The sequence below is a fragment of the Massilia sp. LXY-6 genome (genome assembly GCF_051233485.1).
Classification (GTDB): Bacteria; Pseudomonadota; Gammaproteobacteria; order Burkholderiales; family Burkholderiaceae_D; genus Telluria.
The window spans coordinates 57,048-73,878 of sequence record NZ_JBKFGF010000047.1; the positions used below are offsets into that span (position 1 = coordinate 57,048).

Here is a 16,831-nt window from a genome sequence, read left to right on the forward strand (position 1 = left end):
CCACTGCCCGGACCTTGCGCGGCTGCCCTGCCGTTTGCAGGAAAACGAATGGTCTTTAACAAGCACGTTCGTCTGGTCGTGGCCGCGGAACTGGGCGCGGCGCTGCAGCGCGGGTTCCTGGATGGCATCGACCAGGCCGCGGTCCCGCCGCAGCTGTTGTACGTCCTTGCCAATGGCGAGCAACTGCGCGACGCCGTCGAGAACGGCGCGTGGCCAGCGCCCGATGTCCGTTTCGCCGGCCTTGCTGCCCTCGACGCGTATGCGCTTCCGCTGCTGGATGCCTTTATCGACGAGCGCCGCAGCCGCGAGCCGGGTACGCCGCAGTGCCGCTTCGGGGACGAACTGGCGAATGGCCTTCACCCGGTCGGCAGTCACTTCGAGCGCTATGTCGTGCGCATGTTCGATGGCGTGGGCGCGGCCTTGAGCCACGGCGAGGGCCGGGGCCCGTATGCAGTGGGCCTGCGCACCCCGGACCTCGATGTAGAGGATCCTTCCACATCACGGTCGGCAGGGCGGCGGGGGTTTACGCTCCTTGGTGCCATCTACGACGCGGCCACCCAGCGTGCCGTCATGGACGCCATTTTCACGTTTTTTGAAAGCTTTTATGTGCACGCCTGCGAGCGCTTCGGGCAGCAGCCTGCACAGCAGGTGCTCGATTCGTGCTGGGACGGATTCCGCCAGGCCGTGGGCATGGTGCTGCCGCGTTTCCGTCCGCCGCAGCTGTGTGCCGAACGGGAATGGATCGCCTGCGCACGATGGCAGGCGCCGACCCGGTTCCAACTGGCAGGCAATCTGATGGTGCCGGCGCTCTCGCTGCGCGCCCGCGCGCCGGCCGCGGGCCGCCTGCCGATCGGGCACGTATTGCTGGACACTGGATTGCCGCAGCCACTTGCGGCGAACAGCCTGCGGGAATTTTTCCGTTTCCACAAACTGCACGCCAGGGTCACCGTCGCGCGCTAGGCATCGCCCGCTGCCTTGTGCAGCTCGTCCATCCTGAGGTCGACGAAGCTGATGACGTTGGCAAGCCAGGCCTGCACCTGCTTGATGCGACCGGCCTCGGGCGGCCGCCTGACAATCGCCTCCGGCTTGCGGTCGATCGTGATGACAGCCATTTTCTGTCCGATCCCGCCATTGATGTTGTCGCCGAGGTTCCAGTTATCGAACTCCACACCGCAGTCCTTCCGGCTGCGCCACTGCATCAGCTGTTCCTGCGGCCAGGGCAAGGGCTCTTCCGAGGAGCGAAGCCGCGGCTCCTGAAAGAACAGTTTCAGCTCGATCGCTTCTGTTCTGCGGATATCGAGCCTGAAACAGAAGGCGGGCTTGGTGGTTCCCATCACGCTCGCCATCTTTGCGGTGATGAAATCGATGCTTGTTTTGTTGGCCGACTTCCTCTGCTTCTTCTGGTTCGCAGATCGAATCTGCACGCAATCCGCGCGCAACACCTGCGACGTGATGGTGTCGCAGACCGCGGCACGCATGTCAGATTCGACTTCCATCAGCAATTTCGCAGCTTCCGCGCCGCCTTTCATGGCCTTCAGTTGCAGCTGGAGCCGGACTTTCGGTGCCTTTTCCTGGCCATGGAAAGTATCGATCATTGCGTGGATCGGGCCCTTCGGCGCCTCTTCCATCAGGATCTGCTCGGCGAGCAGGCGCGGCGCGTACTCGCGCGACTTCGTGACTTTCTCGAGGGTTCGCCGGTAGTCGGACAGGAAGTGCAGGACGTTGTCTGCCGGCGTTTCAATGCCTTCCGCCAAACGCAGCGCTTCCCGCAGGGTGGCTCGCAAGGGCACCAGCACATGCTCGCTCCAGCTGATCGCGGTCCAGCTTTTCGCCTCGTCGGCACGTACGGGCTGGGCACCGTCCAGGGTCAGGTACAGTAGCGTCGTCGTGTGGGATGCAAGGCCGGCAGCCTGGTTTTCGACCGCTTCGCGATAATCCCGCAGCTGATTCCCATGTTCCTTCGCACCGAGTTTGGCTTCGATGGCGAGGAAGAAATCCGACCCGATCTGAAGATAGACATCGATACGGCTCTTGCTCACCTGTTCGGCCGTCTCCGGTGCTGAAGCCTCGCCGATCATCAGCACGCCTTCCTTGACGACCAGTTCGGAAAAGACGAGTGCTGCACCCGCGTTTGCCGGCAGCGTCCCGCGAACGGCGCCGGGAAGTCCTTGCAGGAAGCGCTCCAGGAATGCGGTGCCAAGCTTGTGGCTGCCTTTTGGGTCCAGCAGCCATGCGAGTGTCTTGGTATGGCGTAACTCGTACGTTTCCAATCCAAGCACGTCGAAAGGATTGAAAACGGACAGGTTTTCGCACAGGCGGGCGAAACCGCGATGGGAACTGATACTGTCGTTTGCCGCTGTGTTGGTCATTGCTGTGTCATCGGTGGTGGGTGAAAAAACCGTTTATTCATCCAGGCGGTTCAGCCATGCCATGAATTCCTGGATCGTCATCGGCGCGCTCAGCTTGCGTGCCGATTCGAGGATCAAGCCGACCAGCTCGTCGTTTTCCAGGATCTGCTGTCCGATCATGTCGGCATCGATGTCTTCGTTCATGCCTGCTCACGAGGAGGAATTATTACATTAATATTGCTCAAATGAAACAAAATTCCACTGCGCATGCCGAAGCATCGGCGTGCCGGGTCTACGGGCTCAGCTCTCGCCACGACAGGAAAATGGTGCTCATGTGCCAGGGCCAGCCGGCGCGCTCGCATGGCCATCGCGCTCGATGCGCTGCAGGAACGCGAGCATGCCGGCACGCTTTTCCCGCAGGTCCGCCTCCACCGAATAGAGGTCGTACGGCTCGGCCTCCTGCGCGGCGCGGTAGGCGCGCGCGCCCCCCGCACGCAGGTCGGCGCCGGCCGCCAGCACTGTCTCGACCATGGTGTCGTCCAGTGTCTCCACCGCCGCCGCCAGCACCGCCTCGCCGTCGGCGTGGATGTCGGCGCCATGCTCGAGCAGCCACGCGAAGGCGCCGAAGGCCAAGTTGCGCGCCGCCACCGCCAGCGCATGGTCGCGGCCGGCCTCGACCTGCGCGCCGTGCGCCAGCAGGAACTCGAGCATGTCACTGTTGTCGACCGAAGCCGCGGCCGGCAGCGCCACCGCGGCCAGCCGGTCCGCCGCCAGGCCGCCGTCAAGCAGCTGCAGCAGGATCCGCTGGAAATCGTGGTTGGCCAACTGCGGAGCCCATTCGCCGGGCGTGTCGATGCCGTGCACATGGGTGCCGCGCGCGGCGATGGCCAGCGCCTCGTGCCCGTCCGCAGCCGCGTCGGCTCCCTGGCGCAGGGCCAGCGCCACCCCTTCGCTCCAGGCGTGGCGGCAGACCATCTGCAGGAAGGCGTCCCAGAATGCCGCGCGCCAGGTCTCGAGGCGGGTGCCATCGTGCGACAGCGTTCCCCTGACGCCCGCCAGGCGGCCGGCGACGAAGGCGGTAAGCCACGGATCGGTGCTCTCCACCCGCAGCGCGGAGCCGTTGTCCCGCACCGCGGCCGCCACCGAGTCCGGCCAGGGCGCCTCGTCCAGCATGATTTCCTCGTCGAGCGCGCCGAGCGCCAGGCGCAGGTCGAAGTCGAAGGCCGCGCCGAGCGCCAGCAAGGCGGCCAGCCTGAGCCGGGCCGGCAGGCGGCAGGCGCCGATGAAGGCAAGCATGGCGTCGGAATAGCGCGGCGGTTCGTACGACGGTCCCATGCCATGCCGCTCCAGCAGCGGCGACCATTGCGCGCGGAGGTCGTCGAGGGTAGCGCAGCGCTCGAGCGGAAGATACCAGTGCGGGGTGATCATTGTTCTCCTGATGTGGGTGGATGGGCGCGCGTTGAGACAGGCGCAGAATACGCCGCCAGGCGACAGGCAGTGTCGCATGAGTCCGCCAGTCCGCCCCGTGGCTGCCCGGCTTCGGCGACGGCGTCGTGATCACGAGCCGGTCGCCGTGTGCGAGGAAGCCGCGGGCATCGCCATGCGGATGGCGGCGGCCTACCGGGATTAGCGCGGACTAGCTTTCCGAAGCTTGCTCGAAGGCGGCTGTCAGGCAGGCTTCGGCCCTGGCCGACAGCACCAGTTCGGCCGCCATCTGCGCACGGGTGAGGGCGACGAACAGCTTGCGCCGCGCCGCGTCGTCGAGTTCCGCGAAGTCGACCTCCGCCACCACCACGGCCGGCGCGCTCTGGCCCTTGTAGCGGTACACCGATTCCACCAGCAGCTCGCCGCTGCTCCAGCGCGGCTCGCCGTTGCGGTCGTATTCACCGGTGAAGCGGCGGCTGCGCCAGGGGCCGATCTGGGCACGGTTCAGCAGCGTCGAACGCTCGCGTCCGCGGCCGCAGACGATCGCGATGTCATTCAGCGCAAAGCCGCGCGCGAGCAGCGCGGCCACGGCGGCTTCGGCCGCGGCGAGTAGTTCCTCGTCGGACCCGTAGGTACGGATGCCCGGCAGCTCGCCCGTGTAGGGGTTCAGGCTGCGGATCGGCGGACGCACGAGGGAGAGCGCGTTGATCACGTCGCAGATCACCCGCGGGCTGCGGAAGTTGTCGCTGCAGCGGATCGTGACCGCGTCGCCCAGATCGAACTCCGCCTGCTGGTAAAGGCGCTGCGCTTCGTCCTCCAACAGGTACAGCCTGCCGCCTGGCTTGAGGCGATGACACTGGGTCTCCACCCAGCCGGCGTCGAAGTCCTGGGCCTCGTCGATGATCAGTCGAGGCTGGGCGCGAAGCCGGCGCTGGCTTCGAAATAGGCGTCCGTCATGCGCTGGTAGGACGCCGGCGAGAACTCCGGTTCCCCGTGGTGGCGCCGGTAGTGCTCGACGCACAGTTCGTGGTAGTTCACCACCTGCACCTTCGGCGACGCCAGCCGCCGCACATGGTCGGCCAGGATACGGTTGAAGCAGACATAGCTGACGCTCAGTCCCTCAGCCGCCGCGGCGCCGAGCAGTTGCAGCGCGAGTTGGGTCTTGCCCGAGCCGGCCGTGGCCTGGATGCGGAAAACGCCTGAGGGCGCATCGATGCGGGGCACCCAGGTTGCCAGTCCATCGGCAAGGCGCCGCACGGTGCCCTGCAGCTGGTCGCGCATCGCCTCCAGGTTCGGCGTGACCTGGAACTGGTTGAGCAACAGGCGCCGCAGTGCTTCCCGGTCGACCCTGCTGTGCACGGTCCCGAGCCAACCCTGGACCGTCGACACCATCCCGGCATAGCCCGCGGCGTCGATGATCCGCGCGCGCGGGATCGAGACCACCTGGCTGTCGCCGAGCGCGTAGTCGGGCAGCACCAGGCAGCTCAGCAGTTCCGTGTCCAATCCGGCTTCCTTCAACCGATTCTGCATGGCGACACGCTGCAAGCGGCCCTGGCGCGCGACGTCGCATTCGCCATCGCCGTAGAGCTTGAAGATGCCACCGTCGCGCAGCACCACAGGGCCGGCCTTGACTTCCATCAGCAGCAGGCAGCCGGCAGGCGACAGCACGGCGACGTCGATCTCGCCGTAGCAGTCGCGGCCCCCGCGGAGGGTGTGCAGGGCGATGTTGTGAAAGACCTCGAAGCCCGGCGGCAGGTAGTCGCGCAGGCGTTCCAGCACCTCGAGTTCGCGGTAACGGCCGGCGTCCATGCGCAGCGGAGGGAGAATGCTGGGAGAAATGGTGGCCATGGCGATAAAGGGTGAAAGGATGGATGAATTTGGCTATTATCAACAAAGTTTCCCTTATGGAACAAGCCTGGCAGGGCGGCACCCGCGGCACAAGCCGGGTTCGCCCGCAGATACGCGGTGCCATGCCGCTTAATTACAACAGATCATTACAACAGATCGAATTTGCCGGTTGGCCCAATCGGGCTGCTGTCGACAGAGAAAGGCAATATGCAACGGTACGGCGAAGACATCCTGCACTCGGCCTCGGATGTCGTGAATTTCCTGGAATGCGAGCATATCTGTTACCTCGATCGCGTCGATCTGGTAACACCCTTGCCACGTGCTGCCGACGACGACCAGGCCCGGCTGGTGCAGGAAAAGGGCTACGCGCATGAGGCCGCGTATGCCAGACGGCTCGCCGGCGCGAGCGCTTCCTTCATCGATATCGCCGAGGGCCGCCGCGGTCTCGACGAGAAGATAGCGGCGACCCGCGAAGCCATGCAGGGCGGGGTCGAGGTCATTTTCCAGGCAGCGTTCCGGGATGGGCCCTTCGTCGGTCACGCCGACTTTCTGCGCAGGGTCGAACGGCCGTCGGCGCTCGGGCCGTTCAGCTATGAAGTCGTGGATACCAAGCTGGCCCGGAGCGTCAAGGCCAAGTTCCTGGTCCAGCTGGCATTTTATTCTTCGCTGGTCGCCAAGGTGCAGGGGCTGGCGCCGCAGCTGATGCACGTCGTGCTCGGCCACAATAAAGAGCGCAGCTTCCGTTACGCCGACTACAGCCGCTATTTCCTGACCGTCCGCGACGACTACCTGTCCAGGGCAATGGGCGAGGCCAGCCCGCCCTATCCCCATGTGTGCGATAAGTGCAGCCAGTGCAAATGGCGGGACCGCTGCGAAGAACGGCGCCTGGCGGACGACCATCTCTCGCAGGTCGCCAACATGTCCCGCTTGCAGATCAAGAAGCTGGAGGATGACGGCATCCCGACGCTGGCATCCCTGGCCCAGGCCGCGCCCGATCGACGGATCGCGAAGCTTGCACCCGAGACCTTCGCAAGGCTCAGGCACCAGGCGGCGCTGCAGTTCAAGGCGCGCCAGACGGGCGAGCGCCACCTCGACCTGCTGCCCGCCGACCCCGGCGGGACACGCGGCTTTGCCCGGCTTCCCGCGCCGGACTCCGGCGACATGTTCTTCGACATGGAAGGCGATCCGCTGGAGGAGGGCGGACTCGAGTACCTATTCGGGCTGTACTTCTTCGACGCCGGACAAGCCGTGTTCAAACCGTTCTGGGCACATACGCGCGCGGAAGAGAAGATCGGCTTCGAGCAGTTCATGGACTTCGTGAGCGCCCGCCTGCGCCAGTATCCCGGCGCGTATGTCTACCACTACGCGGCTTATGAAGTGACGGCGCTGAAGAAGCTGATGTCCCTGCACGGTACCCGCGAAGCGGACGTCGACAAGCTGCTGCGCCGCGCGAAGCTCGTCGATCTGTATAAAGTCGTGCGCGAAGGGATGCGGGTGTCCGAGCCGCGCTACTCGATCAAGAATATCGAGCGTTTCTACATGAAGGCGCGCGAAGGCGATGTGCAGAACGCCGGCGCAAGCATCGTGTTTTACGAGCAGTGGAAAGCAAACCAGGATCCGAAACTCCTCAAGGACATCGAGGACTACAACTTCGACGATGTACGGTCCACTTACGAACTGCGGCAATGGCTGCTGACGCTGCGCCCCGCCGCGCTACAATGGTTCGGCGCGGCGCACGGCGACGGGGCGGCGCCAGGGCAATCGGCAGATGGCGCGGCTGGCGGCGAATTGAGCGATGCCGAACAGGCCCTGGTACCCTACCGCGAGAAGCTGGCCGACGTGCTGCCGCCGGACCGGGCCGCGTGGACCGCCGAAGACCGCCTCAAGGAACTGACTTTCCAGCTGCTGGACTTTCACCGGCGGGCGGAAAAGCCGGCCTGGTGGGCGATGTTCAACCGCATGGACATGAGTCAGGACGAGCTGCTCGACGATGCCGAGAGCATTGCGGGACTGGTTGCCGACCCGGATCATCCGCCCGCCGCCGTGAACCGGTCGACCCGCTATACCTACCTGTATCCCGAGCAGGAAACCAAACTCAAGACCGGCGATGGCTGCGTGCAGGCGCACAACGGCGTGGCCGTGAGCGACCTGGTCGTCGACCACGATGCCCGCCGTGTCAGCTTCAAGCTCGGCCCGAAAAAGGAAGCGCCTCCGGCCGTGCTGGACATCGGCCTGGGCGGGCCGATCTCGAGCGAGAAGCTGAGGGACGCGGTGTTCCGGTTCGCCGACAGCATCGTGAGCGCAAGCGGCGCCTACCCGGCGCTGTGCGCTTTCCTGAACCGGGAGCCTCCCCGTATCGAGGGGCATGCGGCCGGCAGCGCGATCGTCGACGACGCGCGTGAGGCGCTGCCCCAGATCATCGATGCGATTGCCCGGCTCGACCGTGGCGCCGTCTTCGTACAAGGCCCGCCGGGCGCCGGAAAAACCTATACGGGATCCCACGTCATTGTCGAGCTGATGCGCCGCGGCTGCTCGGTCGGCATCTCCTCGAACAGCCACAAGGCGATCAACAACCTGCTTGCAGGCGTGGAAAAAGTGGCGGCGGCGCAGCATCTGGACTTCTACGGCGTCAAGAAGTCCCCCATGGACAATGACGACGCCCGGTTCGACGGCAGGCAGATCGTGGACGTGGCGCGCAACGACGAGGTGGTGATGGCGCTGGGTTCAGGGGCGCGCCTTATCGCGGGAACCGCGTGGCTGTTCGCCGACCCGCATCTCGACCAGGCGCTCGACTACCTGTTCGTGGATGAAGCGGGACAGGTGGCCCTGGCCAACCTGGTGGCGATGGGCGTGAGCGCGAGGAACATCGTGCTGCTCGGCGACCAGATGCAACTGGGGCAGCCCATCCAGGGCGTGCATCCCGGCCGGTCCGGCGAATCCTCGCTCGAATACCTGCTCGACGGCGTAGCGACCATCGCGCCCGAGCGGGGGATTTTCCTGAAGACGAGCTATCGCATGCATCCCGACGTGTGCCGCTTCATCTCCGAAGCCATCTACGACGGGCGGCTCGAAGCGGAGCGCGACAACCACCGGCAGGCGCTCGTGCTGCGCCCGGATGCGCACCCGGCGCTCAGGCCGACCGGCATCGCGTACCTCCCTGCCCAGCACGATGGCTGTTCCCAGAAAAGCCGCGAAGAAGCCGAACTGGCCCGTGTGCTCTACGTCGACCTGCTCAGGCAAAGCTACACGGACAGGCACGGCCGGACCCGCGCCATGGCCGCGGAAAACATCCTCGTCATCGCGCCGTACAACATGCAGGTGAACCTGCTCAAGCAGGTGTTGCCCGATGGCGCCCGGGTCGGCACCGTCGACAAATTCCAGGGACAGGAAGCCGAAGTGGTCATCGTGTCGATGGCGACATCGAGCGGCGAATATCTGCCGCGCTTTATCGAATTCTTGTACAGCAAGAACCGCACGAATGTCGCGATCTCCCGCGCCAAATGCCTGGCGCTGTTGATTGCCAACCCGGCCCTGATGTCGATCCGGTGCTCGACCCCTGAAGAGATGGCGCTCGTGAATACGCTGTGCTGGATCAAGGATTTTTCGGACGGCCAAAGAGGCTAGTGCTGGCGGCGGATGGCTACGAACCCCATCCGCCTTGCAGGATCCGGAGCGAGCCGTTTGCCATGGATGTTGCCGGCACTGTTCCCGGACCGGGCGGAGACACCGAAGCCGCGTGAACGCGCTCAAGCTGCCTGGAAAACCTCCTTGAGAAGGAAGGATTCGAAGGTCGTATCGAGGACTTCCACGATGCCGCCATTCGGCGTTGCCCAGAGCACCAGTTTGTGTGCCTTGTTATCGTACAGGTAGTAGCGACCGTCCCCCGCATCGAGGACCGGGACCGCGTTCGGCGGGTAGCCGGGGTCGCGGCTCAGATCGGCGTAAGCATTCCCCACGTTCAGATAATAATTGTCGGGTACGCCCAATCCATATACCTCGGCGCTGCCCGACACGATGACCCCGAACGAGGACAGGAAGGCCTTGTATTCCGGTGACAAACCGAACCCCAGCCGGGCTTCGAGTGCCCGGATGCTGTCGATGTCAGCAGGTCGTGTCTTCGCTCCGCGGCGCTCGGCCAATGCCTTGAGTTGCTCCATCATTTATTTCCCTCCCCACGCTGGTTCTCGATCTGTTCTGCACGCGCTTTCCAATATTCCTCGCGTTGCTTGCAGAAGTCGGTCCGGTCGATTTCCGACTCCTTCAGTTTGTTGTGCAGAATATTGTCATTGCCATTGCTGCGGTGCTCGGCGCCGGTCAGCTCGGCCAATGGCGAATCCGCCTTTTGTCCAATATGGTGGAGTTCGATCGGACGGTCGTTGGCGTCCAGCGGCGCTCTGCCGTCCTTCATGCGGTCCAGGTTCGTCTCGCCGAACAGGTCTGGCTTGTCGTAATCGATATCGGTACGGATCAAGGCATCCCTGCCGTCGACGACTTCCGGCTTGAGCTCGGCCTGCTCATAGATGCGCGCTTCGGCTTCGCTGTCGATTGCGTCCAGCACCGGGTCCGGATACTCCTTGCCCTTGAGCCGCTCGCGCGATTCGTCGCCCAGGCGCGGCAGATTCTCGCGGGTCTCCTGCGTCAGCGCGACAGGTTTGTCGAGCTCGGCGATGTCCATCGTCTTGCCGGGCATGTCACGGGCCAGCAAGTCCAGCTTGCAGGAGATGTCCAGGCGGTTGATGGGAAAAAATTCAAGGTTCATGCGGGCTCCGTCGTTTCCAGGGTGCCGTGCCAGGCCGAGTAGATCGCCAGGTTGTTCTCGTGCTGCAGGCTGTAGTCCTTCATCAGGCACTGCTCGGCAGCCAGGCGAAGCTGGTCGTCCAGGCCGTCCACGCAGTCGCTCAGCAGCGTACCCAGCAACTGACGCAGTTCCGGGTAGCTGGCCGCTTCCAGCACGTGCTGGCGTACGCGCGCGCGGCAACCGAGCACGTCAACGACGAGCCGCGACATCGCCTTGAACGCATGCGGCTGGCAGATGGCCGGCAGCTTCCCTTGCATCGCTACCGCGATCGCTTCGAGCAAGGCGACCTTGCTCGAGGCGAGCAGCGGCTGTGTGCGCAGCGCCGTATCGAGCAGAGCCAGGTCGGGCAGCGTTGCCTGGGCAACGCGCTCGGCCAGCAGCAGGTGCAGCACATGCCGGTTGAGCATCCTGCGGTCGGCCTTGCTCAGCGCCTGCGGCCGATAGGTGTAGGCCTGCCCGGGGTCGTCGAACTTCTTCACCTGGCACAGCACGGGCTCGAGCCAGTCGTTCTGATAGACGACGGCCACCCCCTGTGGCAGCCGCGCAATTTCGTCGAGCTGTTCGTCGCGAAGGGCGACCGACTTGCCGATGAGGCGCCGGTCCATCTCTTCCGGCAGGCGCATGATGATCTTGGTATTCGTGTTGCGGATTGCCGCGATATCGACCGCGTGCGGCGATTGGTCGGCGATGAAGAAGCTTTCACCGAAGGTGCGCATCTCGGCAATGGCGTTGGTGAGCATTTCCACGGACTTGCCGACCAGGCTGCCGCCCTCGGCGCCCCCTTCGCCGTGGCTGCGCTTGAGGAGATGGTGCGCTTCTTCGAGCACCGTGACGTGGCGCAGCGGTAGGTTCATGCCGCCCTGGGCCATCCGGTATTCGCTCAGGCGCATCACCAGCACACCCATGATCAGGGACTTCGTTTCGGCCGACCCGACCCGGCTGAGGTCGACGATCACCGGGCTGTCGAACAGCAGCTCGCAGGCGATTTCGTCAGCGGTGAAGATCTGGCCGTTCAGGCCGTTGGTCAGGCTCCGTATCCGCGTCGACAGCGCGCCGATGAAGTTGCCTTTGACCTCCTCCGAATATGCCGAGACGGTGATGACCCGCTCGAGGGTGACCAGCAGATCGGCGAAGGATGGAAACAGCCCGTCGCCATGCCGGTTAACGGAGCGCTCGAGGTCCCAGCCGGCCTGCTCGTAGGCCAGCAGGATCGCTTCCTTCAGCACCGCCGGCATGGCGTGATACATGGGCCAGCAGACATTGAAGATCTCGATCAGCCGGTCGACGTGCTCGAGTACATGGATCGCCGGCGGGAAGTGGAAGGGGTTGATCCGCAGCAGGGGGCCATAGCCGGGGTGCGTGCCGAACACCTGCACGTCCGGACGATGGCCGAATACATGCTTGTACTCGCCCTTGGCCGGCTCGATCACCAGGAAAGGAATGCCTGCCGCACTGATCTGGCTGAGCATCCCGTAGATGGTATTGCTCTTGCCTGAACCGGTCGATCCGCTGACGAAGACGTGGCTGGACAGCTGATCGAGGTTGAGGTCGATGGTCTGGCGCAGGTTTTCCCAGAGGTGGCGGATCTGGCCGAGGACGAGGCTGCGGCCGCGGCCTGGCGCTTGCGTGCCGCCGTCCAGGCGCTGCACCTTGCGCCCGAAGGCCTGGGTCTCCATCACGGCGACCGTGGAGGTCGAGCGCCGCGGCAGGCTCAGTTGGATCGCGAGCTCCTTGCCCGAGACCAGCGTGGCTGGCGTCAGGTAGGCGATCGGAAGGCGCTTGCCCAAACCGTGCTGCAGCGGTGGGTGGCTGAGCGTTCCCAGCCAGTCGAGGACAGCCGACTTCCTTGCCGAGTTCCAGGTCGTCAGGGCGAAGTCTTCGTGGCTCGAATTGTTCCCGCGGATCAGGCCCAGGAAGATGCTGGCCAGTGCTTCCGACGACGCGGTGCTGTCGCCGATGAAATAGGCGGCGGAATTCCAGCCGCCATAGGTCTTCGCCTCATCGATGCGTTTCAGGTGGTGGTCGATCTTGTCCAGCAGCTGCTCGATACTCTTGTCGGTCGCTTCGATCGAAATTTGTCGGTTCGCTCCCGTGGTCCTGTTCGAGGACCGGGTATCGCTGGCGCCGGTGGTCGAGGTGGTCGAGCGCGTCCTAGCCTGTGACGTGCCTTCCGAAACCGTGTCGCTGGCGTTGCTGGTTTCTGCGTGCGACTCGCTGCTGCTGGTCGTGCGCTGCTTGTCGAAGGCCGTGCCTGCGATGGTGGAGCCCAGCTGGCTGCCTACCATGGTCCCGGCCGGCCCGAAAAATGAGCCGACGACGCCGCCGAGCACGCCGCCGACGATGGGCGCCACCTTGGCGCTCGTGGTCTTGCCGCCGATGGATTCGGAGCTTCCCTTGGTTACCGTGGTCGAGGTGCCGCTGGTGTGCGCCTGACTGCGGGTCTCGGTCAGCGCCAGGCTTTCCCCCAGCGACTCGCTCAAGCTCCGGCTGAGGCTCAGGCCGACGCTGTCGCTTTCCTGCTCGCCGAAGGACAGGTTCAGCTTGAGCAGGGGGGACAGTTGCGTCGCCACCTGCTCGTAGCCGATGCGGATCTGTTCCAGGCTCTGTGAGGACACCGGCTCGGCAAGGATCAGCGCCTGGTAGACGCGCCGTTCGGCGGCGTCGATGAAACGCTCCAGGCCTTGCATGAAATGTTCGCGGTTGTCGGTAGAGAGTGCCGGCACGCCGGTGACGGCCGTGACGCTGCACGACGGGTTCGCTTTCTCGTCCAGCATCCCGTCGAGCAGGGCATCGGCATCCCTGGCGCCCAGGGGCAGCAGGGAGCTTCCCGAGAAATGTCCCTTGAAGGTTTCCAGCAGCAGCTCGCCGGAACTCTGGCCGAGCGCCTTGCCGGGTTCGCCCCGTGTGCCGATGTAGAGCTCGGTCTCTATGCCGTCCGAGCGCAGGAACAGGAAGACGGAATAGCCGGCCGCGCCCAGCGCGGTGTAGGCAGCGGTCGTGCTCTCGAGTACGGACTGCTTGTTGCCCTGGACGATGCGCTCGATCCGGAACACCCGCAAGTCGCTCGCCCGGCGAAAGGGCAGGGCGCTGCCGGCCAGTGCCTTGACCGGATAATCCTGCAACTCGGCCAGGTAGCTGCGATTGATCAGCGCGCGTCCCGCATCGAGGGTAAGGAGCGCATTCTCGCGAATATCGCTGGCCGAGGCCAGGTTGGACTTCATTTGCGTCATGTTTACTTCCTGAACGCCAGCATGAGGATGACGACCACGGCCAGGGCTCCGCCGATCAGCAGCGCGGCTATCATGACGGGAGACATACCTGGCCGGGCGGGTGGCGGCGGCGAGCGGTGGGGCGGCTGGGCCGGCCGGGCCGCCGCCACCGCGGGTTGTGCGGCCGGGCGTGGCGCGGATGCCGGTGCGCGCGCCGGTGCGGCCGGCCGTGTCGGCGCGGCCGGCGCTGCGGGCTTGGCGGCGCCCTGCTGGCGCAGATGCTCGCGCACGTCGACCAGATGCAGGAAGCGCTCTTCCGAGAAATTCGTGTCGAGGTACACCGCCTGCGTGCCGTAATAGTCTTCCGTCCACTGCTGGCGGTCGCGTTCGACCGCCCGGGCGAACGCCTTTTCGGCATAGGGCTCGCACAGGCCCGGCACGCGCGACTTTGCCCATGCCAGCGCGGCGCGCATGGTGCGGGCATCGCGTCGGCTATCCTCGAGTTCCACGGTCAGTGCCATGCGTATGGTCGGCACATCGCCCTCATCGACGAATTTCCTGAGATTGGTCGACGGGCTGTAGCCGTTGTCGAGTGCCGGCGCCGGGTCGACCGCAGCCTTCCGCGCTCCCGGCACGAAGCCCTTGCGGCCCTGCTGGCGGAAGAGTTCGCGCACCTGCATCAGGTGTTCTAAGCGTTCCTGCGAGAAGTTTCTCTCGGCAAGTTTCTTTTGCCGGCTGAAGTATTGTTCGTTCCAGCTGGATGGCGTAGTACCGATCGCGTCCTGCTCGTCCTCGGCCCCATAGGCGACGACGATGCCTGGATAGGCGGCCTTGAGCTCTTTCAGCATGTCCTTCAGCAAGCCCGTATCGCTTTGCGGGTCGTTGAGGGCTTCCAGGAAGGACTTGCGCATCTTGAGCAGATTGGTGGTATCAGTAGTCATGCGATTGTTCACACCGCCAGGGTGTCGTCGAGTTTGCTCTTGAAGGCAGTGATCCATGCATGGGATGCCTTCGCTTCTTTCAGCGCTTGTTCGCGCGCTTTCTTGTCGTTCAGCTTTTCTTCGATGGAGTTCAGCAGCGCATCGAATTTTTCGTCGAATTCCTGCTCCATGAACGCGAGGAATTGTTCGATCAGCGTGTCCTTGCCGGTTTCGATGCGCTTGCGCGCGCTCTTCACCAGCTTCGAGAATTCGGTACGGATCTGCGTCTGGCGTTGACCCCACACTTCGGTCAGGTCGACGTAGGCTTCGTCCCCGTAGACGTTGACGGTTTCCTTGTCGCCCCAGGTCCAGGGTTTGTACCACTTGCTGGTCTTGACGACGTGCTGGCCGACCACGACCTGGCGGGTCTTGATCTCCTTTTTTTCGACGGCCAGGTTCAGCGAAATGTCGGCGACGGATTTGCGAATGCCCTCCAGGATCGGCAATTCCAGATCCTGGCAGCCGTCGAACAGATCCACGACGTATTGCTGGTATTCCGCCTTCAGGTCATTCCTGATGGTCTCCTGGCTTTCCTCGAATACCGTCTCATAGCTGTTCACGAGCGATTTGAAGTGGAAGCGTACGTTCTGTTCGGCTTCATTCATCGCGCGCTCGGCCATGTCGGGTTTTACCGATCCACTGAGCACGCCGGCGGTTTTCTTGAGAAAGTCGTCGTTCACCTTCTGTAGCGCGGTCAGGGATTGCTCGATAGACTCCGGCAATATCTTGCCTTCGCGCGCGATCTTGTCCTTGTAGGCCTCGACATCGAAGCCCTTCTGGCGGCGTGCCTGCAAGACCTTGAGCTCTTCGTTGATGCGCTTGAGTTCCTCCGCGCCCTGCTCGAGCTGCGCGGTCAGGCTGGATTCGTTCAGTCCCACCTCGATCGCGCTGTTCAAGGCGTCGTAGACGCGCTTCAGGCGGTGCGGCAGGTTGTACTTGTCGATGTATTCATCGATCATGGCCTCGACCGCGGGCAGTCCGCTGCTGAGCATCAGCGGGGAGTACGCCTTTTCCTCCAGCGTACGGCTGACCCGTGAGGTGATCGGCATGTACTGCAGCAGGTTCATGCTCGGCTCTTCGCTGAACAGGTCGGCCATGGCGTTGTAGTCGCCGCGCTCCTTGCGCGAATGCGCGTCGTGGGGCTTGCGGATCAGGCGGGTGAGATTTGCCGACACCGGATAAAGCTGGGGGTTCTGGATCCCGTTGTCTTCCAGGTACTTGCGTACGCGCGCCAGCACCGAGGGCAGGTCTTCGCCTTTTTCGGGATCGAACACGTCCATCTTGTTGATGACGAAGATAAAGCGGTCCTTGCTCTGCTTGCCGCCCTTGTCCATGGCTCTCGCCACCAGCCGGAGCAGGTTCCTGTCATCGTTGGTGCTGAGTTGGGTCGCATTGAGCACGTACAGGATCAGCGGGTTGCGCTTGGAATCCTGCACGAAGCTCATCGTCACCCGTTCGTGTTCTTCGTCCTGGCTGTTGTTGGGTCCGGGCGTGTCGGTCAGCACCAGCCGGACGTTGTCGCGCTGCTGTATCGCCTGGATATTCCCTTCGATTTCGATCTGCAGGGTGTCGTCGAGCTTGTTCCATTCTTCGACGGTCTTGAGGTCGATCCCTTCGACGAAAGCCACTTCCTGCCCGTCCTTGTCGATGCGCGTGCCGCGGAACGATGCGCTCGACTTGTCGTCGGCGATACGCGTGATGGTGGCGGTCGTCGCTTCGTTGGCTGCGGGGAGCAGATCGCGGCCGAGCATGGCATTGATCAGTGTCGATTTGCCCGATGACATGGTGGCGACGACGTACACGTCAAAATCGGCATTGAACGCTTCATCGATGGATGCCTGCAATTCCGCGTCCTGGCTGATGTAAGCATGGAACTTCGGATTCTTGAGCGCTTCTTTCATCAGCTTGCGCATCCGATCGAGGCGGGTCTCGGTAGGTTTCGTCGCTACCCACTCGACCGTCACCTGCATGCCGCGTGCGATGGCGACTTCGGCCGCCTCCTGCACGTCGAGGTAATCCGACTCCACCCCTTTGAAGCTGACGTGAAAATTGCTGTCGCCGTTGAACAGTGCGTCCAGTTCGTCGAACAGCCTTTCGATCCAGGCCTGCAGGCGGGATTGCCTGTAGCTGGTCAGTCTGCACCCCTCGGCCGGAGGGTGGCCGTTGATGGTGAACTGGGTTTCGACGATGAACGGATTGTGTGTGATTTCAATATGGTGCATG

12 protein-coding genes are annotated in these 16,831 nt (G+C 63.9%); 2 read left to right on the forward strand and 10 right to left on the reverse strand.

The features are described 5' to 3' along the window. Positions 1 to 48: 48 nt before the first annotated feature. The gene (locus ACI48D_RS20205; RefSeq protein WP_435573041.1) at positions 49 to 960 is read left to right on the forward strand and encodes a hypothetical protein; all 912 of its coding nucleotides are present in this window, start codon (positions 49 to 51) and stop codon (positions 958 to 960) included. Here ACI48D_RS20205 and ACI48D_RS20210 read toward each other — a convergent pair. The 5 genes from ACI48D_RS20210 to ACI48D_RS20230 form a co-directional block, all read right to left on the reverse strand. Beyond that, positions 957 to 2,369: a PD-(D/E)XK nuclease family protein gene (locus ACI48D_RS20210; RefSeq protein ID WP_435573042.1), complete on the reverse strand. Its 1,413-nt coding sequence runs from the start codon at positions 2,367 to 2,369 to the stop codon at positions 957 to 959. The two genes, ACI48D_RS20205 and ACI48D_RS20210, sit on opposite strands and share 4 nt — an antisense overlap. 33 nt (positions 2,370 to 2,402) lie before the next feature. Further along, entirely contained in the window at positions 2,403 to 2,552 is a 150-nt protein-coding gene (locus tag ACI48D_RS20215; protein ID WP_435573043.1) for a hypothetical protein, read from the reverse strand. Positions 2,553 to 2,678: 126 nt separating this feature from the next. Further along, a complete protein-coding gene (locus ACI48D_RS20220) occupies positions 2,679 to 3,776 on the reverse strand; it encodes a hypothetical protein (RefSeq protein WP_435573044.1) in 1,098 nt (365 codons plus the stop codon). A gap of 208 nt (positions 3,777 to 3,984) precedes the next feature. After that, a complete protein-coding gene (locus ACI48D_RS20225; RefSeq protein ID WP_435573045.1) occupies positions 3,985 to 4,593 on the reverse strand; it encodes an ATP-binding domain-containing protein in 609 nt (202 codons plus the stop codon). Positions 4,594 to 4,676: 83 nt separating this feature from the next. Beyond that, positions 4,677 to 5,621, reverse strand: a complete 945-nt coding sequence (locus ACI48D_RS20230; RefSeq protein WP_435573046.1) for an NERD domain-containing protein — start codon at positions 5,619 to 5,621, stop codon at positions 4,677 to 4,679. 207 nt (positions 5,622 to 5,828) lie between these two features. Here ACI48D_RS20230 and ACI48D_RS20235 point away from each other — a divergent pair, with 207 nt between their 5' ends. Continuing rightward, positions 5,829 to 9,245 carry a TM0106 family RecB-like putative nuclease gene (locus ACI48D_RS20235; protein WP_435573047.1) on the forward strand — a complete coding sequence of 1,139 codons (3,417 nt, stop codon included), beginning with the start codon at positions 5,829 to 5,831 and terminating at the stop codon, positions 9,243 to 9,245. A 122-nt stretch (positions 9,246 to 9,367) separates the two neighbouring features. Here the strand turns inward: ACI48D_RS20235 and ACI48D_RS20240 are convergent, their stop codons facing one another. From ACI48D_RS20240 to ACI48D_RS20260, 5 genes are read right to left on the reverse strand one after another with little or no spacing between them, the layout of a single operon-like run. Continuing rightward, positions 9,368 to 9,781 carry an SMI1/KNR4 family protein gene (locus ACI48D_RS20240; RefSeq protein ID WP_435573048.1) on the reverse strand — a complete coding sequence of 138 codons (414 nt, stop codon included), beginning with the start codon at positions 9,779 to 9,781 and terminating at the stop codon, positions 9,368 to 9,370. Further along, entirely contained in the window at positions 9,778 to 10,380 is a 603-nt protein-coding gene (locus tag ACI48D_RS20245; protein ID WP_435573049.1) for an HNH/ENDO VII family nuclease, read from the reverse strand. Before ACI48D_RS20245 ends, ACI48D_RS20240 begins: the two co-directional genes overlap by 4 nt. Then, entirely contained in the window at positions 10,377 to 13,649 is a 3,273-nt protein-coding gene (locus tag ACI48D_RS20250) for an ATP-binding protein (RefSeq protein ID WP_435573050.1), read from the reverse strand. Before ACI48D_RS20250 ends, ACI48D_RS20245 begins: the two co-directional genes overlap by 4 nt. A 2-nt stretch (positions 13,650 to 13,651) precedes the next feature. Beyond that, positions 13,652 to 14,569, reverse strand: a complete 918-nt coding sequence (locus ACI48D_RS20255) for a hypothetical protein (RefSeq protein WP_435573051.1) — start codon at positions 14,567 to 14,569, stop codon at positions 13,652 to 13,654. A gap of 8 nt (positions 14,570 to 14,577) precedes the next feature. Then, positions 14,578 to 16,830, reverse strand: a complete 2,253-nt coding sequence (locus ACI48D_RS20260; protein ID WP_435573052.1) for a dynamin family protein — start codon at positions 16,828 to 16,830, stop codon at positions 14,578 to 14,580. Position 16,831: the final 1 nt, after the last annotated feature.